The following is a 23036-nucleotide window of genomic DNA, read 5'->3' as shown; positions in this document are numbered from 1 at the left end:
CGGGCTTGCCCCGCGATATGGCCTTCAGACCACCAACGACAACAGCATGATAAAGATGATGCCGACCACCGACAGGATGGTCTCCATCATGCTCCAGGTCTTGAAGGTCTCGGCCACGGTCATGTTGAAATACTGCTTCACCAACCAGAAACCGGCGTCGTTGACGTGCGACAGAATCAACGATCCCGCGCCCGTCGCCAGCACCAGCAACTCACGGTTGACCCCCGGCATCATGCCGATCACCGGTGCCACGATGCCGGCACCGGTAATGGTCGCCACCGTTGCCGACCCGGTGGCGATGCGAATCACCGCCGCTACCAGCCAGGCCAGCATGATCGGCGAAATCTGCGCCTGCACGGCCATCTGGCCGATTACATTACCCACGCCCGTGTCCACCAGCATCTGCTTGAAACCGCCCCCCGCACCGACAATCAATATGATCGCGGCGGTGGGTGCCAGGCTCTGGTCGAGCAGTTTCATGATCTGCTGGCGCGAGAAGCCGCGGGCGGCACCAAAGGTGTAGAAGGCCAGCAACAATGCGGCGAGCAGGGCAGTGATCGGGTGGCCGATCAGATCCATCCATTGGCGCACGATGTGTTCAGCTGGCAGCACCACATCCGCGAAGGTTTTCAGCAGCATGAGGAACACCGGCAACAGCACGGTGATCAGGGTCACGCTGAAGCTGGGCAGGTTCTTCTGCTCGGATTCGCGGGCGATCTGGTCCATCAGTTCCTGGGACGGTGTCCCTGGAATGTAGCGGGAGATGAAATTGCCATACAACGGACCGGCAATGATCGCGGTGGGCAAGGCGACGATCAGGCCGTAGAAAATGGTTTTGCCGATGTCGGCGTTGAAGATACCGATGGCCAGCAGCGGGCCCGGATGCGGCGGTACCAGGCCATGCACCACCGACAGCCCGGCCAGCAGCGGAATACCGATCTTGATCAACGACACCCCGGAGCGGCGGGCGACGATGAACACCAGCGGGATCAACAGCACAAAGCCGATCTCGAAGAACAGCGGAATGCCCACCAGGAATGCGGCGAACATCATTGCCCAGTGCACTTTTTCTTTGCCAAAGGCACGGATCAAGGTTTGCGCAATCTGGTCGGCCCCGCCGGAATCGGCCATCAGCTTGCCGAGCATGGTCCCCAGGGCCAGGACAATACCGACAAACCCAAGCACGCCACCAAAGCCGTCCTGGAAGGATTTCATCACCTTGGCCACCGGCATGCCCGAGGTCAGGCCGAGAAAACCGGCGGCCAGGGTCAATGCGACAAAAGGGTGGACCTTGAAGTGGGTAATCAGCAGCACCAGGCCGATGATGGTGACCACCGCATCGAGTAGCAGGTAGGTATCAGTTGCCAAACCAAACATGGTTCAGTGCCTCATCTTGTCATTGTTGTGGGCGGAGCATTTGCAGCATTTACGGGTTGGGATAGCGCTATCTTTGGTGAGCCGGAAAACCGCCTGAATCAGGCCGTTCGCGCCAGCACCGGTTCACCGCAGGGCTTTAGCCACAGATCGACCTGCACCGCCAGTTTGTCGACCGGCATTGTCGCGTCCAGGGGCAAGGTGAGGGCTTCGCCGTTGGGGCGTTCGAGGGCGGCGAACTGGCTGTCGATCAGGCTGGCCGGCATGAAATGCCCGGGGCGGGCACGCACGCGGCGGCTGGCTTCTTCAGGGCTGAGGTCGAGGAAGACAAAACCGAGGTCGGGAACGGCATGACGCAAGGCGTCGCGGTAGCGCTTTTTCAGCGCTGAACAGGTCAGGATCGGGCGTTCGCCGGATATGAGGGTGGCTTGCATCTCTTCACCCAGGCGGATCAGCCAACCGGCGCGGTCGTCATCGTCCAGGGGAATGCCGGCACTCATCTTTTCGATATTGGCAGCAGGGTGGAAATCATCGCCTTCGATCAGGCGACCGCCGCTCAAGCCGGCAATGGCGGCACCGACGTAGCTCTTGCCGCAGCCTGCTACGCCCATGACCACGATCGCGGATAGGGGTGGGTTCATCGGTACCTCCTGCAAGGCAAGATAGCGCTGTCTTGAGCCGGGAAAAGCTTGGCTCGGGCGCTTCTCACCCAGATGTTATTGATCTTGTATTCAGCAGTCTGGATGCTCATTTCAGGTCACCTGCAGTTATGCATTGCCTGTGTTCTGAGACAGCGCTACCTTAGTGCCCGTTCCCCATTCTTTGCAAGTCGAAAATACAATTCCCCATGACCCGCATCGGCTCCCGTACTACCGGTCGTCCCACCCTGGCTGAAGTCGCCAGGCTTTCCGGGGTTTCCCCGATTACCGCTTCGCGTGCCTTGCGCGGTGTCAGCACGGTGGCCCCGGAGCTGGTCGAGAAGGTCAAGGTCGCGGCAACCACGCTGGGCTATGTCGCCAACCCCGCTGCCCGGGCGCTGGCATCGGCGCAGAGCGAGTCGATCGTGGTGCTGATTCCGTCGCTGTCCAACCAGTTGTTCATCGAGACCCTGGAGGCCGTCCACGAGATCATGCGCCCCCGTGGCCTTGAGGTATTGATCGGCAACTATCACTACGATATCGCCGAAGAAGAAAACCTGATTCGCAATTATCTCGCCTACCAGCCGCGCGGCATGCTGCTCACCGGTTTCGACCGCAGTGACGCCGCCAAGCAGATGCTCACGGCCAGTGGCGTGCCCTGCGTGCACATGATGGAGCTGGGCGTGCAGGAGCAGGGCATGTCGGTGGGTTTTTCCCAGCATCAGGCCGGTGCGGCGGCGGCGCAGCATTTGCTCGAACGCGGTTGCCAGCGCCTGGGCTTTATCGCCGCGCAGCTCGACCCGCGGGTGATGCAGCGAGCCGAAGGCTTTCGCCAGGCGCTGGTCGCAGCCGGGCGCTATGCCAGTGAGCTGCAGGTGTTGTCGCCACAACCGTCGTCCATCGGCCTTGGCGGCGAGTTGTTCAGGCAACTGCTTGCAGAACACGGCGATGTTGACGGCATTTTCTTCTGCAACGACGACCTGGCCCAAGGGGCGACGCTTGAAGCGTTGCGTTTGGGGATAAAGGTGCCAGAGCAGGTCGCCATGGTCGGTTTCAACGATCTTCCGGCTTCGGCACACATGGTCCCGCGCCTGACCTCGATTCGCACCCCGCGCGCTGCCATTGGTCGGTGTGCTGCGCAGGCCTTGCTGGGCTTGCTTGATGGCAAGCGTGGCACGGTGCACAACCAGGACCTGGGTTTTGAGCTGGTGGTCCGCGAAAGTAGCTGAAACCTGGTCCCCCCCTTGATGGGCGGGGCAATATCAAAGTGCTTGCACGGCGTCGGAGTCGATCTATGCTCAGCAAAACCTGGGCGTAGAGGGCAGTACGATGTTCGATTTTCATCGCAAGTCCGATTTAGTCGAAATTGAGCAATGCAACCGGGTTTTGGCCGGTATGAATGCAAAACTGGCCGCTATCAGCCGCTCCATGGCGATGATTGAGTTCAGCCCGGACGGCGTCATTCTTGAAGCCAACGACAACTTCTGCAGGGCCATGGGCTACAGCCTCGAGCAGATCCGCGGCAAGCACCACCGGATTTTCTGCGAGCCTGACTACGCCAACAGTGAAGACTACCGACGCTTGTGGCGCGATCTGGCCCGCGGTGAGCCACAAAGCGGTACCTTCGCCCGAATTGATCAACAAGGTCGCGAACTCTGGCTTGAGGCCAGCTACATGCCGGTGTTCGGACCACAACAGCAAGTCACCAGCGTCATCAAAGTCGCCTCCGACATCACCCGCCGGGTGCGTGACGAGCATGAGAGCGAAAGCCTGATCAAGGCCATCAGCCGCTCCATGGCGATGATCGAGTTCAGCCCGGACGGCAAGGTGATCAAGGCCAACCAGAACTTCCTCGACACCATGCGCTACCGCCATGAAGAGATTGTCGGCCAGCATCACAGCCTGTTCTGCCACAAGAGCGAAAGCGAGTCGGCCAGCTACAAGGCCTTCTGGGCCTCGCTCAATCGCGGCGAGTACCACTCGCACCGCTTTGAACGGGTGAACAAACTGGGGCAGATGGTCTACCTGGAGGCCTCCTATAACCCGATCTTCGACACCCGGGGCCGGCTATACAAAGTGGTCAAGTTCGCCAGTGATATCACCTCCCAGGTCAGCACCCAGCAGACGGCCGCCGAGGCTGCACATGCCACCTCGGTGCAAAACGATGCTTGCGCGCGCAAAGGCTCTCAGGTGGTGCAGCAGACCGTGCAGGTGATCGAGGAGATTTCCCAGAACCTCAATGCCGCCGCGCGCAGTATCGACGCGGTGAGCAAACAGTCGGAACTGATCGGGCAGATCGTGCAGACCATTCGTGGCATTGCCGACCAGACCAACCTGCTGGCCCTCAACGCGGCCATCGAGGCGGCGCGGGCTGGTGAACACGGCCGCGGTTTTGCAGTAGTGGCCGATGAAGTGCGCAACCTGGCCGCGCGCACCAGCAAGGCGACCCTGGAAATTGTCGAGGTGGTACGTCAGAACCACGACCTGTCGTTGACCGCTGTCGCGAGCATGCAATCAAGCCTGAGTCAGACCGGGATCGGCGTGGAGCTGGCCAACGAGGCCGGGGAAGTGATCCTGGAAATCCAGCAGGGCTCCCGGCATGTGGTCGATGCCATCAGTCAGATCAATTCGACCTTGCAGTTGCACTAACCGTTATGGCGTCGTCGGTTGGGCCAGTTGTTTTTCCAGGGTCAGCAAGCTCTGCTCCAGGCTATCGAGCATGACCTTGAGCTGCTCGTTCGAGGCATTGCCGAGACTGGCCTGCTCCAACGCTTCGCAATTGCGCACGACGCCGCGCGCCTTGAGCATCTTGGCCCCACCTTTGATCCGGTGGGCCAGGTTGCGCAGGGCTGCGCGTGAAGGCTGCGGGCCAAGGGCGCGCAGGGCCTTGAGGTCTTCGTGGTTGCTACGCGCCAGTTCGCCTATCAACCTGCGGATCAAGCCGGGGTCACCCAAGGTCAGATACTGCAGGTTATCAATGTCGAAACCGCTGGCATGCTCATCATCTTCGACGGTCTGCGCGTGCACGGATGGCGTGTTCCTGGCGAGCAGGTGACGGCGTAGTTCAGCCAGGCCGATCGGCTTGAACAGGCAATCATTCATGCCGCTGGCCAGGCAACGCTCGCGCTCTTGCGCCTGGGCATTGGCGGTCAGGCCGAGAATCAGGCAGGCGGGGCGCTGCAACTGACGTTCCAGGTTGCGGATCCGACGTGTCAACTGATGGCCGTCCATGCCAGGCATGTAGCAGTCGGTGATCACCGTATCAAACACCTGCTGTTGCCACAGCGCCAGGGCCTGCTGTGCATCGCTGGCCTGACTGACTCGATGGCCGAGCACGGTCAGCTGACGTTCCAGGAGCATCAGGTTGGCGGGGTAGTCGTCCACGACCAGAATCGACTGCGCCGGCATCGGCGTGCCTGTTACCTGCGGGCTGGCGTCGGTGGCAGCTTCGGCCCGGGGCAAGGTCAGCGAGACATCGACACGGGTGCCCTGTTGCGGGGCGCTGCGCAAGGTCAATTGCCCGCCCATCAGCTCACACAGGTTACGGCTGATCATCAAGCCCAGGCCAGTGCCCTGGCGGGCGGTGTGCTCGCCGACCTGGGTAAAATGCTGGAACAGTCGTTGCTGGTCTTCGGTGCTGATACCGATGCCACTGTCTTCCACCCCAAGCACGACCCGCAAATGACCGGGCTGGCTGTCCTCCAAGCGCAGACTGACCTTGACACTGCCGCGCTCGGTGAACTTGATCGCATTGCTCACCAGGTTGGAGAGGATCTGTTTCAGGCGCAAGGCATCGACAGCGACCAAGCTTTCAGTTGCCTGCAAGTCGGTTTCGAGCCGCAGCCCTTTGAGCCTGGCATTGCCTTCGAACACGCGGACAATGGAAGTGATCAGTGCATGCAAGTCGGTCGGCTGCGGCGTCAGGGCCATGTGCCCGGATTCGATGCGAACAATATCGAGAATGTCGCCAATCAGTTCCAGCATGCCATTGGCCGATTCAAACGCCACTTGTAGCGAGGCGCGGTCGGCACGTCCGTGTTCTGCGTCCTTGACGGCCAGTTCAAGCAGGCCGATGACGGCGTTCATCGGCGTACGGATTTCATGGCTCATGGTTGCCAGGAAGGTACTCTTCGCGCGACTGGCGTCTTCGGCCTGCTCCTTGGCCAGGCGTAGTTCTTCGAGCAGACGCTTGCTGAAGACCAGTTCAAGTTGCAGCGCCTGCTCGGCTTCGCTGCGTTGCCGGATCAGCTTGCGCAGGTAGCGGTTCCAGATGATCGCAGCCCCAATCAGCACGCCAGCGCAAAGCAGGATCTGCAGGATGAGCCCGCGGTAGTTGTACCAGAGGCTATCGCTGATCAGCGCATTGGTGCGCCAGCGACCGGTCAGTTCGGTCATCTCATCAGGGGGGATGCTGAGCAGGGCTTTGTCGAGGATCGAGTGCAACAGTGTCGCATCGCGGGCTACGGCAAAGGCGGCAACGCCGGGTTGATCGCCGTATACCGAAGCGATCTGCAAACGGTCTTTGAACATGCGGTTGACGAAATAGCTGGCGTTGATCTGTGAACTCAACGCCGCATCCACCTTGCCCTGTGCCACTTGCTCCATCAGCGACAGCGGGTCATCTACCGCTACCAGCGTGGTCTGGGGGAAGCGCTGACGCAGCTCGGACTCGATCGGGACGAAGTCGCGTATCAACGCCAGGCGTTTATCCTTCAGATCCTCGGCACTGTGCAGGGTGTGGTTGGCGGTGCGGGTGACCAGTACGCGCGGCGTGATCAGGTAGGGGCGAGTGAAACGCAAGGTGGCTTCACGTCCCGGGGTGGGCGGCAGCACACCGGCGATATCGGCTTTGCCTTGCTCGACCTGCTGGATGATCTGCGCCACTGAATCGACGACATGGGCCTCGAACTTCAGACCGGTCCTCAGACTGATCTGGTCAAGGACATCAGCAGTGATGCCACGAAACTGATGGTCGTCATCATAAAAGGTCAAAGGGGCGAAGTACTTGTTGATCGCCACACGCAGCAGTGGATGTTGTGCGATCCAGGTACGCTCAGCGGCGCTCAGGCTCAAGCTGCTGCGATCGAGCAGCACCCGGGTACTGCCGCTGGTCCAGCGCCGCAGGATGTTCAATCGGTCGTTGTCACCGATACGGTCCAGCGCCTGATCGACCAGGCGCAACAAGGTCGGGTTGTTACGCGATACGGCAAAGGCAAAGGTACCCCGCAGGTTCTTGATGAAATGCTCGATCTGCACACTGTCCCGGTAGACACGGGTGATCAGGTAGTCACTGCTAACCGCATCGCCGAGAAAGACGTCAGCTTGCCCCAGTGACACGGCCGAGAGGCCGGCCAGGCTGGAGTTGTAAAGCTGAAGTTTGGCTTGCGGGTAAAGTTCAGCCACCAGCGGTCCAGGCAGGTAATGATCGACCATGGCCAGGCGCAGCCCTTCAAGCCTTGGGTTGATCCCCAGGGATTTACCCGAGCCGATCGCAATCACCGGTTGATCGTCGGTATACGAATGGCTGAGCACCAGCTGTGCATCAGCGGCCTCGAAGGCATTCGAGCTGCCCAGCAGGTCGATCTTCCCGGCATGCAGCGCAGCAATGGCCTGGGCCCGATCGGCAAAACGCCGAACTGTGATCGGGATACCGAGCAGCTCACTGATCAGACCGGCATAGTCGGCGGTCAAGCCTTCGTAGTCGCTGTTGCTGACATTGATATCGAAAGGCGGGTAATCCGGCGCGGTGGTGCCGAGCAGCAGGTGATGCTTGTTTTTCAGCCAGGCACTGTCCTGCGCCGACAGTGTCAATGCCGCGCTGCTGCTGACCGAGCGGGCCAGTAACTGGCGAGGTTCACCAACGTCGATGGCAAGGGCTGGGAGTGCCTGCAGACTTAGCAGGCAACCCCAAAGCACGCGCTCGAACAGATTCATGATGGGCTCAGAATGAATGTCGACGCCACAAGTCGAGCATTTCCACGAATGAACCCAAGTCCAGTTTTTCCATGATCCGGGTCTTGTAGGTGCTGACGGTTTTGGCACTGAGGTGCATGCTGTCGGCGATATCGTTATTCGACAGCCCGTCTGCCAGCAGGCGCAGCACCGCTATTTCCTGATCGGAGAGTTTATCCAGGCGCTGCTGTTCGGTAAGCACAGGACCGTGCTGTGTCGGCAGGTCAGGAAAGATCGAATAGCCCTTGAGCATGGCTTTGAATGCGGCCAGCAAGGCTTCGAGATCTTCGTCCTTGCGCATGAATGCCGAGGCGCCAGCCTCAAGGCAGCGTCGGGCAAACAGACTGGCGGGTTGGCCGGTAAGCACCATTACCCGTGGCGGAGCAGGTTCGAGCAGTTGCAGGCGCTTGAGCACGTTCAGGCCATCAATGCCTGGCAGTCCGATGTCGAGTACCACCACATCCGGGCGTAGCTCCCGGGCCATCCGCGCGGCATCTTCACCGTTGGCGGCTTCACCAATGACGGTGAAGAGGGCGCGCTCAAGCAGCACGCGCACGGCCAAGCGGACGGTGGCGTGGTCATCAACGATCAACACAGAGGTCAATGTTCAGCTCCTTGTCGAGTATGTAAGCAAATTCCCGAATCATTCAGGAGGGCGGCTCTGGCCGGGGCCGGAAGGGCGCCAACGATACGTCGAATCAAGGAACGATAGTACGGGGAGTATAGCGGTGTTGAATTAATCAGCTGTATTTGATGAAAACACCTACAACTTGAGAGGCTTTTATTGGTAGGGCCGACACCTTGATGTGCGGCCCGCTGTAGGACTTTAGAACGAAGTCGTGAAGGACGCGTAGTAAGCACGACCGGCTTCGTTGTAGGTCAAGGCACCGGCTTCGTCGGAGTTACCCTCGCGGTACAGGCGCTTGTCGAACAGGTTGTTGACCCCGACACGCACGCTCAGGTGCTTGTTGAATTCATAGCCGCTGCTGATGCCGACCAGGCCATAGGGGTCGACATCTTTCTGTACCTTGGGGTCGAGCGCTTCATTGGCTCGCGCGTTGTAGCCAGGCGCTTCCTGCTTGCCATAGTAGGTACCGTTGAGCTGGAACGAGAGTTTCTCGGTGGCATTCCAGTCCAGGGTCGTATTCACCGTGTACTCGGGGATGATGCTCAGCGGTTCGCCGGTTTTCTTGTCTTCGGACTCAATCATGTAGGTGAAGTTGGTGTTCCAGTCCAGGCTCGGCGTGAGCGCGATGAACAGGTTGCCTTCCACCCCTTGCACCACGGCTTTGCCGGTGTTCTCCCAGCGCAGGATACGGCGGCCGTTGGGCAGGCGGAACAAGGTCTGGTTACCAGCCTCGATCTTGTTCTTGTAGTCGTTGCGAAAGTAGGTTGCGCTGGTGCGCCAGGTGCCTTTGTCGTAGGCCAGGCCCAGTTCCTTGTTGATACTGGTTTCCGGATCGAGGTTGGCGTTGCCCAGCAAGTAGCAGCCGCCGTTGTTGACTTCGCTGGAGTTGCAGCCGCCGCCGCGGCTGTAGAGCAGGTAGTTGGGGTTGGCCTGGTACAGGTTCGGGGTTTTGTAGGCGCGGGCGATACCGCCCTTGACGCTCAGGGCTTCGGTGATCTGGTGCGAGGCGTTCAGGCTCGGGCTCCAGTTGCTGCCGAAGTCTTCGTGATGATCGTAGCGCACGCCGGGGGTGACGATGGTGTTGGCGCCGACCTCGATGTTGTCTTCGGCGTACAGGGCAAAGCTGCGCGCAGTGGATTTGGTCTGGGTGCGGTCGAAGCCAGGCAGTTCAGCACCCGGGTCATAGCTTTGCGGACGCAGCGAGCCCGGATCGTTGAGCGATTCATAAAGGTACTCGCCGCCCAGGGTCAGCACTTGCTCAAGGCCGATGCTCAACGGCAGGTTGACCTCGCCAGTGGCGCGGGTGTTGCGCAAACGCGATTCAAAGCGCCCGGCACTTTCGGACGGGGCGCCTTCGCCCCAGCCGGCCAGGCCTTCGTTGAGGCGACCGTTACGGGTCAGGTCGTAGGACAGCGCCGCAGTGGAGCTCCCCCAGTCATAGTCGCCGCGATGGGTGACGGCGAAACTGGAGCGTTGCATGACGTTGGTTTCTTTGCCGGCCTGGCTTTCGACGAATTCGCCGCCGGCGTTGAGCATGGTGTCACCGGCAAAGATGTTGCCCTGGCGGCTGTAACTCGACTCCAGGTCGACGGTGTTGGACGGGTCGATCTTCCAGCTCAGCAGGCCGTTGATGTCTTTGTTGCGCACGCCTTCACGCCCGGCCATCAAGGACTCTTCGAACGCCTGGTGCGCCGAGTTGATTTTCATGTCATCGGCGTCGGTCTTGTTCAGGTTGCCGTATACGCGAAAGATCAGACTGTCGGTGAGCGGCCCGCTGAGACTGAAGTTGACGCGCTTGCCGGTACCTTCGGCGTCGTCCTCGGGGAGCATGGTGTACAGGGTCATCGAGCCGCGCAGGTCCTGGGTCGGGCGTTTGGTGATGATATTCACCACGCCGCCCATGGCCCCGGAGCCATAACGGGCCGCGGCCGGGCCGCGCAGGATCTCGATACGGTCGACTTCTTCGGCCGGTACCCAGTTGGTTTCGCCGCGGGTATCGCGGTCGCCACTCCAGCCGTAACGCACGGCGTTACGTGAAGTGGAGGGCTTGCCGTCGATAAGGATCAGGGTGTTTTCCGGACCCATGCCGCGCAGGTCGATCTGGCGGTTGTTGCCGCGGGCGCCGCTGCTGCTGTTGCCGGTGAGGTTGACCCCGGGCTCGCGGCGGATGATGTCGGACAGGTCGTTGACCGGTGGGCGCTTCTTGATGTCTTCAGCAGTGATGATCGATACGCCGGGAGCTTGCTTGAGTTCTTCTTCGGCAGTTCCCAGCACCCGGGTGTTCTCCAACTGGATCGCCTGCCGGCTGCCGTCCACTGGCAGGTCGGTAGGCTGCACCTGGACTTCGTCCGGCTGCAGCTCCAGCGGGGCCGCGGCCAGCGCCGTGGAGCCCAGGGTAGCCAGCAAGGCGATGCTCATGCGGCTGAGGTTGAAGCGCGACACCATGTCAGATTTCTCCTGAAACAAAGGGTGAACCGCCAGGACGGAAAGGCCTGGTGGCTCGGAAGGCTGAGAATGATAAGAGTTACCATTCGCATGTAAACCCTTCGGGAGAAAAATAAAATATTAACGAAGTAGGGCGCTAACGCTCTGTTGCGCGGGTTTTAGCAGATGCACCGTGCTGGCTAGACTCAAGAATGCTGACGTGGTTGGGTTGTTGTGGTTGTGAGCTTATCCATTTGATGTGGCGCCGCTGCCGGCCCCTTCCGCCCTTACGGCGGGTCCCTTTTGTCTTGGTGGCAAAGGAACCAAAACCGCTTGCTCCTGCATACGGCCCTACGCTGCGCTCCGGGTCCCTTCGCTCCGGCACCTTCCGGGGCCACGCGGCCTACGACTTGCTGCGCCAAGTCTACGGCTCGCGTTCTTCGGCTACGCCGAAGGTGCTGCGCACCGGCCCCTACAGGCACCTCCACTCAGCCTCCTGAAGTCGCAGTTCGCGGCGTCTGTACTGGCGTGGATGAAGATCAAGATCAAGATCAAGTTCAGAAGCGGGCTTGCCCGCAGATTTCAGTCTGGCTTCGCCAGATTTGATTTCGAAGATGCGTCAGCACAGGCGCCGCATTGAATGGATAAGTTCGCAAACTCAACCTCCCATAAAAAAGGGCCGTGACCACCCCCATCGGTAGTCACGGTCAAATCGGGGAGAGGAGGGTTGGAACTCACTGCTGCAGCACTGTGGCCTGGTTGCCATTACCGTACTGCTGGATGGTCGAGGTCATGCTCGCACCGCTCTGGTCAACGGTTGCCTGGTTGTAGGAACCTCCTTGGGTCACGTAGGACACGTTGACGCCGTCAGTTTGTTTGATGATCGCGCTGTTGTTGTCACCGTACAGCTGCCAGGTGGAGCTCTGGTTGCCAGTGCCGGACTGCTCCAGTTTGACGCTGTTGCTCAGACCGGTGCTGGAACCCGTGGCGTAGTTGGCGGTGCCGCGCTGATCGGCGATCAGCAGGTTGTCAGTACCGTTCTGTTCGAAGTACAGCTCGTTGTTGTTGTCGATCTGGGTCATCTCGGCGGTGTTGTCGATACCGGTCTGGTTCAGGCGGGCCAGTTGCGCGACATCCTTCTGGGTGATGTTGGCGCTGTTGCCGCTGCCGTTCTGGCTGATGATTGCGGTCTGGCTGGTGCCGAACTGACCACCGGCCTTGTCGCCTTTCCAGTTGCTGGCCAGGACCTTGTTGCCATCGCCGCTGGAGCTGACTTCCAGGACATGGCTGTCGCCGGTCTGGTAGGTGAGGCTGAGGTTGCCGACGCCGGACTGGGTCAGGGTCGCCAGCGACCCGGTCGATTCATACTGGTCGGCGTACAGGGCATTGAGGTTGCCGCCCTGGAACACGGTGGCGGTGTTGTTATCACCGAAGCTCTGGTCGATAACGCCTTCGTTGGTCATACCGTACTGGGTCAATGAAGCGTGGCTACCCGCCTGGGTGTCTTGCCAGACTTCGGTGGAGTTGCCGGTGCCGCTTTGGGTAACGGTGATCGTGCCTCCCTGGCCTTCGCGCTGGTCGCCATACGCCCAGTTGCTTTCACCGGCCTGATAGATGCCGATCTGGCCGTCGTTGTGGTTGATGTGTTCGGCGGCGCTGTAGTTGTCGGTACCGGTTTGGCTGCTGTAGGCGTTGTTGGCAGCGCCGCTGATCAGTTGCTCGACAAAGGCCCGGTTATCGTTGCCGTATTGCACGGTGGTGCCGGTGCTGCCGGTCTGGGTATCCTGATAGACGAACGAGAAGTTGCCTGAGCCTTCCTGGGTTTGCTCGGCGTGGTTTGCGGTACCCAGCGACTGGCTGGCATGGGTGTTGTTCAGCGAGCCGCTCGATTGCTGCTTGATCTGGCTGCCGAACTCGAACAGTTGCTCAGCGTAGCCGGCGTTGTATTCACCGACAGTGCTCTGCTGGATTTTACTGTCGCCGCCCTCCTGCTTGGCGGCGTGGTTGTTACCCAGGCCGACCTGGTCCTGGGTAGTCTCACTGAGTGCGGCGGCGGTCTGTTTGACCTCGGCGATGTTCTCGGTACCGGTCTGGTTCTGGGTCGACTGGCTTTCGTTGGCCATTGCCTGGCCGGCGAGGCACAGCACAATGGCGGCGCTTAAGGGAGCGAGCTTGAACATGGTGGTGCCTCCTGCTGTTAACGGTATTGGTTGACTTGCACGCGTTGACCGTTGCCGGTCTGGACCACCGAGCTTTGCAGCCCGGTGCCGGACTGGACGATGCTGGCGCTATTGCTGTTGCCGTATTGCTCGATGTTCGCGCGGTTGTTGCTGCCGCTCTGAGCAATCGAGGCGTTGTTGCCATAGCCCTGTTGGGTGATGCTGGCCATCAGGTCGTTGCCTTGTTGCAGGATGTACGCCTCCTGCGCCCCGCCGGACTGCACGATGCGTCCGAGCAGGGTCTGGCCGTCCTGGCCGATTGCAGCGCGGTTGGATTGACCGTTCTGCTCCACTTGCGCCTGCTGTCCGGTACTGGCTGGCAACGGTTGCAACGACAGCGGTTCGTCCAGGTCCCCGACGGGACCGAGGTCGGCGTTATCCATCAAGTCGTCGGCCAGGGCGGCCTGACCCAGCAAGGTCAGGCACAGCAGCAAGGTGGTCAGGCGCGCCATGGTCATTTCTCCTGCGTTCTACTGCACGGTAACCGGCACGGTACGGACAGTGCCCTGGCTGGTGGTGATGGTTACCGTTGTTCCTGCGGTCGGGATCGCGGTGGTGCTGGTGACGTTCAGCCGCCAGCGTCCGGTCAGCGGTACCGGGGTGGTGCCCAGGGTGACCGGGCCGGTAGGGGTATTGACCCGCACCGTCACGGCATTGAGCAGGATCACCGATGAGGTACCGGAGATGTCCCAGGTGAAGCGGCCGCCGGCGCGTGCGGTGACGGTTGCGGCGGTGACGGTGAAGTTCTCGTTGATGATCGGCCGTGGCGTGACCTGCACGGTGACCGTGGCCGGTGCCGAGATCAGTCCTGCGCTGTCCCGGGCGGTGTAGGTAAAGGTGGTGGTGTAAGGCAGCAGTACTACCGCCGGTGGGGTGTAGGTGACTTGATTGCCATCGGTACTGACCGTACCGACGCCAGGTTGGGTCACGCCGGCGACGGTCAGCGGCAGGTTGCCTTCCAGGTCGGTGTCGTTGGCCAGGACGTTGATCGGCAGGGCGACACCTTGGGTTGAGGCGAAGTCGTTGACGGCCGTTGGCGCCTGGTTCGGTGTGACGCTGATCGTTACTGTGGTGATTGCCGACTTCAGCCCTTTGCTGTCCTGGGCACGGTAGGTGAAGGTGGTGGTCAGCGGTGCGGTGAGCACCGGCGGCGGTGTGTAGAGCACGGTGGTACTGCTGGTCAGGGCAACGCTGCCTTGGCCGTTGGCTGGCTGGGTGAGGTCGGTGATCGACAGTGGCACATCATTATTCGGGGCACTGTCGTTGGCCAGTAGATTGAGGGTCAGCGGTTGGTCGAAGCGGGTGCTGCCGACGTCCGCTTGCGCCACTGGCACGTCACTTCCGGGTTCGACCGGTGCATTGCCCACTACCACGACCGCTTCGGTATCACTGCCACCTGCGGCGGACTTGATGGTGACATGTGACGGAGGCTGCGCCACATCATTGACCGTCAGGCTTTGCACGGTGCCGGACTTGGACAGGCGGCCATAACCCTGGGCAACCAGGTCAGGCACCTGTACTTCATCACTGGAGCTGGCCTCGATGCGCAGGCGTTTGTTGACCCAGTCGTAGCGTGCCGTGGTGACCTTGACCACGTCGCTGAGCTTGCGCGACAACGCGGTGGGGCGGGTAGCGCCGGTCGGGTCGGTGGCGGTGACCACGATCACGGGCGGCGGCGCATCGTTGCTCAGGTGATTGGCAAAGAACAGGCCATTGTCGTCAGGCTCCAGGTTGAACTGGCAAGGCGAAGCCGGGGTGCCGGGGACCAGTGCCAGCGTCTCACGGAAACACAGGGTGGCGTTGTTCGGTGCCTTGGCGAACACCTCGACCCGGGTACCGTCTGCTGCGGTACGCCGGTAGCTGGCGCGCTCCAGCTCGGCCGGGGTCTGTTTGCGGGCATCGAGGACTTTGCCGGACACGGTGAAAATATCGGTGCTGATGGTGCCGGCCGGCCCCTTGATTTCCACATAGTTCGTATTGAACGGGCTGCCAGTAACCCGTTCGGTGATGTTCGGGTCACCGATGTAGGTTTCACTGGCACTGGTATCCGGGTTGATCTCGGTGTAAGGGCCGCCGACGCCGCGCAGGAATGGACCAATGGCGCCGTTGAGCACACCGCTGAAGTTGCCCGGTGCACCGATGCCGATGTCGCGGGTGATGTTGATCGCGCGCCGCCCGGCGGTGGTGACGTTGACCGTTTCGACGCCGTACGGGTGGGTGATCACATAGGTGCCGGTACGGGGCACCGAGGCGCGGATACGGATACGGGCGAAGCTCTGCTGGTCGCCATCGACCGGATTCTCGCTGGCAAACGCCGCTTCGATACCGGCGACATAGACCTCCAGCTCATAGCCGCTGTTGCCGACCTGCGGGATCTCGGTTTCGGCCAGGAACCAGAACATCTCCGGTGGCCAGTTGTCGGGGAACACCAGGGGCAGGGCGTCGTCATAGATGCCAGGTTCAGGTAGCAGGGTGCACATGTAGCTTGGTGGCACCGATACCGGTACCCGCGAGCTGGCGGCTCTTGACTGGCACAGTTCCATGGACAGGTTGTTGTTGTCCTGGTACCACATCGGGTAACGCCCGGTGGCCAGGGTGTAGGGGCCCGGATCGACCGCTTTGAGGCCGGCCCAGGCAGTGCCGACCAGCGAGAGGGAAAGCCCGGCTGCGCAGAGCGCCAGGCGTGGCCAGTTATTCATGCTGCCTCCTGCTACGGGACGTGGCGTGATGATGTTCATGGCACGAGCACCACTTCTTCGCTGTCGCTACCGCCATACGCGCTGGTCACCGTGACCGTGGCGGGCGGGATTGGCGAAAGCCCGGTGGTGAGTGTCTTGACCGCGCCATTGCCGCTCAGGGTGCCGATGACCGCGCCATTGCCGGTGGTGGCGCTGAGCACCGGTGGGCTGGTTTCGTCGCTGGTCGAGGCGACCAGGGTCAGTTGTCCGGAATTCAAGCTGAACTCGGCACGCTGGATCACCACCAGGTCGGTCAGCGGCAGGCTCAGGGTGGTTGGAGTGCTGCTGGGAATTGCCAACTGGTTGTTGGCGGTCACCTGCAGGTTCAATGGCAGTGTCGGGTTGAGTGCCGACTGGGCGTACCAGGCACCGGTGGTGGTGGCTTCGGTGAAGCTCAGGTTCGGGGTCTGGCTGACCAGCGTGGCAGTGCCTGGCGGCGGCGGGGCCATCACGAATACATCCTGCTGGGCGCGCAAGTTGCCGTTTTCGTTGTGGCGCGAGAACGTGCTGCGCTGAGGAATCATCGGTGTTGGGCGAACGACTGTGGAGAGCTTGCCGGAGACCGAGAACAGCGTGGTCCGCAGGTCCAGGCCGTTGGGCCCTTCGATGCGTACGAAGTTGGTGTTGAACGGGCTGCCGGTGACGGCTTCTTGCAGGTTCGGGTCGCCAATGAAGCGTTCGCTGGCACCGTTGGCCGGGTTGGTCTCGGTGTAGGGGCCGCCGACCCCGCGCAGGAACGGGCCGACATCACCTCTGAGGGCGCCGGTGTAGTTTTTCTGTCCGCCAATGCCGATGTCGCGAGTCATGTTGATCGCCCGCCGTCCGGCCGCCGGCACATCGAACACTTCGACACCGTAGGGGTGGGTAACGATGTAAGTGCCTGCCGTGGGCACGTCGACCCGGATGCGCACCCGGGCGAAGCTGACCTGGTCGCCTTCGACCACTTCTTCGGCGGCGAAGGCTGCCTCGATGGCGGTGCCATAGGTCAAGTCGATACCGCTGGCAGCGTCGGTGATCGCTGCATCGGCGGTGAACCAGAAGGTCTCGTCGGGGTAGTTGGTGGGAAAGCTGATCGGCCGGGTGTCATCGAACACGCCCGGGGCCGGATTCAGCACACACATGTACGACGGCGCGCCAGGTGCACCGGCCACCCGCGAGCTGACAGCCTTGGACAGGCACAAATCGAGGACCCGGCCGTGGGTGTCCTGATACCAGGCGGCGAATCCGCCTGTGGCCGGCAGGTAAGGACCGGGATCTACTTCAAACAGCGCAGCCTGGGCTGGTGCTTGAGTCAGGCCAGCCAGGATCAGCAAAGCCAGGGGGTGGGGCGTTGGACGGTGCATGAGTCTTCCCTCTTGCAATCGGGCCCATGGGCTTGGGTCGTCTGCACAGGGTTCGGCAACTTCCATACCACTTTTCAAAAAGCCTTGCGGGGCCTGGCTTGCAGGGGATTTTCGCCTTTACCCAGGGGCGATGAGGCGGGGGGGATGCCCCAGGGTTGGGGGCAACTGGGGCACGCTTGCGGGGCAATCGAAGTTAACTGGGCTATAACCTAAGAAGTCATTTGCCAGGAGTTCGCGATGGACCTGCAATCACGCCTGGATTCACCCCCCCTGCAAGAGACCGTGCATAGCGCCGCGTCCGCCAAGCGGCCCTTCAATCTGCTGCGCTGGTATGCCTTTGTCAGCCTGGCGATCATCCTCTCGGTGGCCGTAGGGCTTGGCCTGATTTCCAGCCGCTTCGTGATCAACGAAAGCGTTGAACGTGATGCACTGCTCACGGCGCAATTCATTCAGTCCATCGCCTTGGCTGAAGTGCGCCATGTGTCCATTCCCAATGTCAGAACCATGGGCGAACTGCTCGATCCCCGGCTCGACCAGAGCTTCCCTGAGGTCAATCCCGAGGCGCGGCGCAACGCCCGTGGCGAATTCCTCGACCATGTCGCGCACTTGCCGGACATGCTCCTGGCCAATATCTATGCCCCGGACCGCACGGTGATCTGGTCGAGCAACCCGGCGTTGGTAGGGCGGATGATCGAATCGGATGAAGACCTTGATCATGCCTTCGATAACAAAGTCCGGGTCTCGGCCAGCTATCACGACGTTGACCAGGCGCGCAGCGAGCAGAAATTCATCACCCCGCCTGAGAATCTGTTCATCGAGAACTACATCCCGTTGTTCGATGCCGACGGTGAGAACGTCACGGCCATGGTCGAAATCTATAAAGAGCCTCATGACCTGATCGAGCGTATCGAACACGGTTTGCTGATGATCTGGATGGCCGTCGCGCTGGGGGCGGCACTGGTGTATGGCGGCCTGTACTGGCTGATGTATCACGCCAACCGCCAATTGGCGCAGCAGCAGAAACGCTTGATCAATAACGAAACCTTTGTCGCGCTGGGTGAAATGTCTTCGGCGGTGGCTCACAGCCTGCGCAACCCCCTGGCGAGCATTCGCTCCAGTGCCGAACTGGCCCAGGAAATCGAAGAGGGCCCGGCGCAGAAAAACATCGGCGACATCATCAGCCAGGTCGATCGCATGTCGCACTGGGTGCGTCAGTTACTGCAATCGTTGCGCCCGCTCAATGATCAGGCCGAGGCGGTTGAGCTGGAGCGCGTGCTGCAGGACAGCCTGCTGGCGTTCAGCCTGCAATGCAGGCGCAACGGGGTCGAGGTCAAACTCGATTCAATGGCCAATGTCCAGGTGCTCAGCCAGCCGACCTTGCTCGGGCAGATTTTCAACAGCCTGATCGCCAACGCGCTGGAAGCCATGAGCGAAGGCGGAACCTTGCGTATCGAACAGGTGCAAAAGAACCGCAAGACCTTGATCGTCCGCTTGAGTGACAACGGCAAGGGCATGAGCGACGAACAACTGCGCATGGCGGTCAGACCGTTCTACACCACCAAACAGGGCGGCCTGGGCGTTGGGCTGGTGCTGGTCAAAAGGATCATGGAGCGCTTTGGCGGCTCGGTGCGTCTGAGCAGTCGCGAGGGTGAGGGCACCTGTGTGCAGTTGAATTTCCGGGTGGCCCGCGAGGGGTGAGACTGCTGAATATTTGGGGGGCGGACCCGAGTTTGGGGGATGTTCCCCCCCGATTTTTACCGGTAATTGATGGAGATCTCTGCTAAGTCATTGATAAGTAGCTTGTACATATCTTGAAACAGTTTTGGCCAAGTAGTTGCAAATCGACATTACCGGTCGACAACACTGGGTGAGAGATATGGCCAAGCGTGTGTATTACCCCCTCTGCCTGAGCGCCGCTCTGGCATTACTGCTGGTGGCTGAAGTGCCTGCCAGTCCGATTGACGATGTCGACCCGCCGGAGCCGGGAGATCCGTCGGCCTTCACCGATGTACCCGCCGACCCGGCGGCTGCCTTGAGCAACCTGCTGCTACTCCCGGAAGCCAATGAAGGGGCCTTTGACCTGCCTGACGGTGTCGAGGGCAACCGTTCCACACCGCGTCAGGAAAACCCGCGGCCACCGGCGCTGCAAACTTCGTTCAACTACCCCACCAATGGCGCCCCAAGCCCGACGTTCGGGGCTGCGCCCTTCAGTCAGCAGCTGTTGTTGTTCGAAGAATTCGGCCCGACCCGTCTGGACCCCACCACGCCTTCCGGTTTACTGATATTTCCCGCGCCAACCACCGGATCTGCGCCGCAGCAGGATCCTGTCAGCGTCGCCCGCAGCTCTCCCAGCGGGCCGCTGCTCGATGCTTTTCTCAAAGAGCCGGGGCTGACGCCGTTTCCCAGCCAGTTTGCCAACGTGGTCGACCGCAACCCCTGGCAGACGCAGATCGAGACGTTCCTCAACCGCCATATCGGCGCCTCCGCCGAAGGCCGTCCGCCAGGAAAGGGCTGGTCGCACCAGCGCTGGAACGAGTTTTACCCGCAGGCGTCCTACAAGACGGCCCAGGCTGGGGCTCGGCTTAACGGCGGGCTTCGTGATGCGATGCAGATGCACCACTACAGCGTCGGTGAATTCGCGCCTGGTGGGTTGTATTACAACACGGCCGGGCAGGCCTATACCCTGGGGACCACCAAGGGCGTGGATACGCGTTTTCATCCCAACATGCCCCTGCAGGATCACAAATCGCTGTGGACTTTCGACGGCACCCTGCCAGCCAAGCTGCTGATGGTGCGTTACGGCCAGCCGTTGCTGATGCGTCATTACAACGCCTTGCCGATTGATCCGGCCGCCAACCACGGCTTTGGCCTGCACACAATCAGCACCCACGAGCACAATGGTCACTCGCCGGCGGAAAGTGATGGCTATGCCAACGCGTTCTTCTTTCCCGGGCAGTACTACGACTACCGCTGGCCCATGCAGTTGGCCGGCTACGACAGCATCAACACTCGCGCCGAAGATCCGCGTGCCGCGTTTCCCTGCACCCCGGGCGAGAAGCTCTGGGTCAACGACGCTCAGCCCGGCCTGAAAACCTGTGACAACGGCAGCATCCGTATTCGCGGCGACTGGCGCGAAACCATGAGCACCCACTGGTTTCACGACCATATGCTCGATTTCACCGCGCAGAATGTCTACAAGGGCAACGCGGCGATGATGAACTATTACAGCGCCCTGGACCGCGGCAACGAGGCTTTTGCCGACGGCGTCAACCTGCGCCTGCCCAGCGGCTCGGCGTTGTCCTGGGGCAACCGCGACTATGACGTCAACCTGCTGATCGCCGACAAAGCCTGGGGCGCGGACGGTCAGTTGTGGTTCAACCCCTTCAACACCGACGGCTTTCTTGGTGACCAGGTGTTGGTCAACTGGCAGTACAAACCCTACCTCGATGTACGTGCGCGCAGTTACCGCCTGCGTATCCTCAACGGTTCGGTGTCGCGCTACTTCAAACTGGCACTGGTGCGCGAAATCAAGGGCAGTAGTGGCGAGTTCGCCGGGCCCAAGGGCTCCGGCCTGTCCTATTCGCGGGTGCCGTTCCACATGATCGCCAACGACGGCAACATCATGGAGCACTCGGTGCCGTTCGACGGCAGCATGGACCTCGATGCTGACGGCGACCGCCAGAACCATAATGCGATTCTGCCGACCCAGGGCATCGCCGAACGCTTCGACATCATCGTCAACTTCGCCAGGAACGGTATCAAGCCGGGCGACAAGCTGTTCTTCATCAACCTCAAGGCCCATGACACCGGCAAAGGTCCGAAAGAGGACATCCCCCTGGCCGATGTGCTGTCGGAGAAGTACCTGGCGGTGATCAAGCAAACCAGCAAAGGCCCGCAGTGGGACAGGGGTGACCCGGCGGTGGGCAAGATTTTGCAGTTCAACGTCAAGGCCTACAGCGGCCAGGATCTGGCCATGGACCCGGCGGACTATGAACCGGCCAAACCGGGTAAGGCCGAAGGCAAGATCATGATCCCGCTCAAGCTGCACCGCGATAACCCGGCTGATCAGGCGCGCCTGGCCCAGGCCCGCCACCGCACCTTCATCTTCGGTCGCTCCGATGGCACCGACCAGGTGCCCTGGACGATCAAGACCGACGGCAGTCTGGGCTACAACATGGACCCGCGCCGGCTCAGTGCCGCGCCGCAGCTGGCCACTGGGCCAACTGATGGCGGCTACAACGGCGTCGGCACCCTGGAAGTGTGGAAGATCCAGAATGGCGGCAATGGCTGGAGTCATCCCGTGCACGTGCACTTCGAGGAAGGCATCATCCTCAGCCGCGGCGGCAAGGCGCCACCGGAATGGGAAAAATGGGCGCGCAAAGACGTCTATCGCATCGGCAACGAGAGTGATGGCCTGGACAACGTCGAGATGGCAATCAACTTCCGCGAGTTCGCCGGTACCTACATGGAGCATTGCCACAACACCCAGCATGAAGACAACTCGATGCTCCTGCGCTGGGACATTGATCACCCCGGTCAGTTGCAGTTGATGCCGACGCCACTGCCCAGTTGGGATGGCGTCAAGTACATCAACTCCGCAGCGCTGCCGACCTGGCGTGCCGGGGATGGCAAGGGCCCGCAAGTCAAGGTCGGCAAGTAACCAAAGGAGCAGCGATCATGGGGCGATTGGCAATCTGGCTCGGTACGGCGTTGCTGTGCTGGGCCCTTCAGGGGCAGGCGGAAGAAGCCACCCCATGGGGGGCGGGGTATTTCCCCAACACCCCGCTGACCGATCAGGACGGTCAGCAGGTACGCTTTTTCGATGACCTGATCAAGGACAAGGTGGTGGTGATCAACTTCATCTTCACCGGTTGCGGCGATTCGTGTCCGCTGGAAACCGCACGCTTGCGCCAGGTCCAGCAATTGCTCGGTGAGCGGGTGGGGCGCGATGTGTTTTTCTACTCCATCAGCATTGACCCGCTCAGCGATACCCCTGAAGTGCTCAAAGCCTACGCGGCGCGCTTCAAGGTCGGACCCGGCTGGCGCTTTCTGACCGGTGACAAGGAGCAGATCGACGCCTTGCGCCGGCGCCTGGGGCTGTTCATCGAAGGGGTCGACAACGGCCGTAGCCGCGACCACAACCTGAGCCTGATTGTCGGTAACCAGGCGACCGGGCGCTGGATGAAAGCCTCACCCTTCGAGAACCCCTGGATCCTTGCCGATCAGTTGGCCAACAGCCTGCAGAACTGGAAGACCCCCAGCGTCGAGGAGAGTTATGCCCAGGCGCCGGATATCCGCCCACCCAGCAGCGGCGAGGAGCTGTTCCGCACACGCTGCGCAGCCTGTCACAGCGTCGGCCCGCAAGACGGCCAGGGGATCGGCATGCGCAACGTCGGACCGGATCTGCTGGGCGTCACCGAGCGGCGTGATCGCGCCTGGTTGAGCCGCTGGATTCGCGAGCCGGATCGCATGCTGGCGGAACGCGAAGCATTGGCTGTTGAGCTGTATGAACAGTTCAATCGGGTGGCCATGCCCAACTTGCGCCTGAACCACGAGGACGCCGAGCGCGTGCTCGAATTTCTTCAGCAAGAGACGCTACGCCAAGGGGCGCTGGAGCAGGCGCGTGCCACGGAAGCGGGGGCGCCTCGCGCACAGTAAAGGCAAAATACTATCAGTGGGCGACTGGCCATTAGTATTGATTCAAACCAGCGTCACCTGGC

The 23036-nt window shown here is 61.2% G+C and carries 14 protein-coding genes and 1 pseudogene; 6 read left to right on the top strand and 9 right to left on the bottom strand.

Going from position 1 to position 23036, the window contains the following annotated elements:
• Window positions 1-24: 24 nt before the first annotated feature.
• Together ACO6VD_RS09855 and ACO6VD_RS09850 are read right to left on the bottom strand one after the other, a co-directional pair.
• Window positions 25-1377, bottom strand: a complete 1353-nt coding sequence (locus tag ACO6VD_RS09855) for a GntP family permease (protein WP_400174117.1) — start codon at window positions 1375-1377, stop codon at window positions 25-27.
• A gap of 98 nt (window positions 1378-1475) precedes the next feature.
• Window positions 1476-2015, bottom strand: coding sequence for a gluconokinase (locus ACO6VD_RS09850; RefSeq protein ID WP_400174116.1), 540 nt, complete (start codon window positions 2013-2015; stop codon window positions 1476-1478).
• A 206-nt stretch (window positions 2016-2221) separates the two neighbouring features.
• Here ACO6VD_RS09850 and ACO6VD_RS09845 point away from each other — a divergent pair, with 206 nt between their 5' ends.
• From ACO6VD_RS09845 to ACO6VD_RS09835, 3 genes and pseudogenes are all read left to right on the top strand, one after another.
• Complete coding sequence (locus ACO6VD_RS09845; RefSeq protein WP_422418663.1) at window positions 2222-3241, top strand: LacI family DNA-binding transcriptional regulator; 1020 nt, start codon at window positions 2222-2224, stop codon at window positions 3239-3241.
• A gap of 100 nt (window positions 3242-3341) precedes the next feature.
• Window positions 3342-4124 (top strand): annotated as a pseudogene (locus tag ACO6VD_RS09840) (PAS domain-containing protein); the annotation flags it as partial.
• Between the two features lie 42 nt (window positions 4125-4166).
• A complete protein-coding gene (locus tag ACO6VD_RS09835) occupies window positions 4167-4661 on the top strand; it encodes a methyl-accepting chemotaxis protein (RefSeq protein ID WP_400174118.1) in 495 nt (164 codons plus the stop codon).
• Between the two features lie 3 nt (window positions 4662-4664).
• Here the strand turns inward: ACO6VD_RS09835 and ACO6VD_RS09830 are convergent, their stop codons facing one another.
• The 7 genes from ACO6VD_RS09830 to ACO6VD_RS09800 form a co-directional block, all read right to left on the bottom strand.
• Entirely contained in the window at window positions 4665-7946 is a 3282-nt protein-coding gene (locus tag ACO6VD_RS09830; RefSeq protein WP_422418662.1) for a transporter substrate-binding domain-containing protein, read from the bottom strand.
• A 7-nt stretch (window positions 7947-7953) separates the two neighbouring features.
• A complete protein-coding gene (locus tag ACO6VD_RS09825; RefSeq protein ID WP_422418661.1) occupies window positions 7954-8568 on the bottom strand; it encodes a response regulator in 615 nt (204 codons plus the stop codon).
• A 222-nt stretch (window positions 8569-8790) separates the two neighbouring features.
• Window positions 8791-11037 (bottom strand): FepA family TonB-dependent siderophore receptor, encoded by a 2247-nt coding sequence (locus tag ACO6VD_RS09820; RefSeq protein ID WP_422418660.1) that lies wholly within the window; start codon window positions 11035-11037, stop codon window positions 8791-8793.
• Between the two features lie 713 nt (window positions 11038-11750).
• Window positions 11751-13196: a curlin gene (locus tag ACO6VD_RS09815; RefSeq protein ID WP_422418659.1), complete on the bottom strand. Its 1446-nt coding sequence runs from the start codon at window positions 13194-13196 to the stop codon at window positions 11751-11753.
• A 17-nt stretch (window positions 13197-13213) separates the two neighbouring features.
• Window positions 13214-13687 (bottom strand): curlin, encoded by a 474-nt coding sequence (locus ACO6VD_RS09810; RefSeq protein ID WP_422418658.1) that lies wholly within the window; start codon window positions 13685-13687, stop codon window positions 13214-13216.
• Between the two features lie 18 nt (window positions 13688-13705).
• Complete coding sequence (locus ACO6VD_RS09805; RefSeq protein WP_422418657.1) at window positions 13706-15934, bottom strand: Ig-like domain-containing protein; 2229 nt, start codon at window positions 15932-15934, stop codon at window positions 13706-13708.
• Window positions 15935-15969: 35 nt separating this feature from the next.
• Window positions 15970-17316 (bottom strand): hypothetical protein, encoded by a 1347-nt coding sequence (locus tag ACO6VD_RS09800; protein WP_422418656.1) that lies wholly within the window; start codon window positions 17314-17316, stop codon window positions 15970-15972.
• 237 nt (window positions 17317-17553) lie between these two features.
• Here ACO6VD_RS09800 and ACO6VD_RS09795 point away from each other — a divergent pair, with 237 nt between their 5' ends.
• From ACO6VD_RS09795 to ACO6VD_RS09785, 3 genes are all read left to right on the top strand, one after another.
• Complete coding sequence (locus ACO6VD_RS09795) at window positions 17554-19014, top strand: sensor histidine kinase (RefSeq protein ID WP_422418655.1); 1461 nt, start codon at window positions 17554-17556, stop codon at window positions 19012-19014.
• A 178-nt stretch (window positions 19015-19192) separates the two neighbouring features.
• Window positions 19193-21976, top strand: a complete 2784-nt coding sequence (locus ACO6VD_RS09790; protein WP_422418653.1) for a multicopper oxidase domain-containing protein — start codon at window positions 19193-19195, stop codon at window positions 21974-21976.
• Window positions 21977-21993: 17 nt separating this feature from the next.
• Window positions 21994-22974 carry an SCO family protein gene (locus ACO6VD_RS09785; protein ID WP_422418651.1) on the top strand — a complete coding sequence of 327 codons (981 nt, stop codon included), beginning with the start codon at window positions 21994-21996 and terminating at the stop codon, window positions 22972-22974.
• Window positions 22975-23036: the final 62 nt, after the last annotated feature.

Source organism: Pseudomonas sp. GZD-222 (assembly GCF_049310525.1).
Taxonomy (GTDB): domain Bacteria; phylum Pseudomonadota; class Gammaproteobacteria; order Pseudomonadales; family Pseudomonadaceae; genus Aquipseudomonas.
This window is presented reverse-complemented; position numbering and strand designations above follow the sequence as displayed.

Coding starts and splice junctions, on each gene's coding strand:
- ACO6VD_RS09795 (WP_422418655.1), top strand. CDS start 17,554: ATGGACCTGCAATCACGCCTGGATTCACCCCCCCTGCAAGAGACCGTG.
- ACO6VD_RS09855 (WP_400174117.1), bottom strand. CDS start 1,377: ATGTTTGGTTTGGCAACTGATACCTACCTGCTACTCGATGCGGTGGTC.
- ACO6VD_RS09785 (WP_422418651.1), top strand. CDS start 21,994: ATGGGGCGATTGGCAATCTGGCTCGGTACGGCGTTGCTGTGCTGGGCC.
- ACO6VD_RS09820 (WP_422418660.1), bottom strand. CDS start 11,037: ATGGTGTCGCGCTTCAACCTCAGCCGCATGAGCATCGCCTTGCTGGCT.
- ACO6VD_RS09810 (WP_422418658.1), bottom strand. CDS start 13,687: ATGGCGCGCCTGACCACCTTGCTGCTGTGCCTGACCTTGCTGGGTCAG.
- ACO6VD_RS09830 (WP_422418662.1), bottom strand. CDS start 7,946: ATGAATCTGTTCGAGCGCGTGCTTTGGGGTTGCCTGCTAAGTCTGCAG.
- ACO6VD_RS09800 (WP_422418656.1), bottom strand. CDS start 17,316: ATGCACCGTCCAACGCCCCACCCCCTGGCTTTGCTGATCCTGGCTGGC.
- ACO6VD_RS09850 (WP_400174116.1), bottom strand. CDS start 2,015: ATGAACCCACCCCTATCCGCGATCGTGGTCATGGGCGTAGCAGGCTGC.
- ACO6VD_RS09845 (WP_422418663.1), top strand. CDS start 2,222: ATGACCCGCATCGGCTCCCGTACTACCGGTCGTCCCACCCTGGCTGAA.
- ACO6VD_RS09815 (WP_422418659.1), bottom strand. CDS start 13,196: ATGTTCAAGCTCGCTCCCTTAAGCGCCGCCATTGTGCTGTGCCTCGCC.
- ACO6VD_RS09790 (WP_422418653.1), top strand. CDS start 19,193: ATGGCCAAGCGTGTGTATTACCCCCTCTGCCTGAGCGCCGCTCTGGCA.
- ACO6VD_RS09805 (WP_422418657.1), bottom strand. CDS start 15,934: ATGAATAACTGGCCACGCCTGGCGCTCTGCGCAGCCGGGCTTTCCCTC.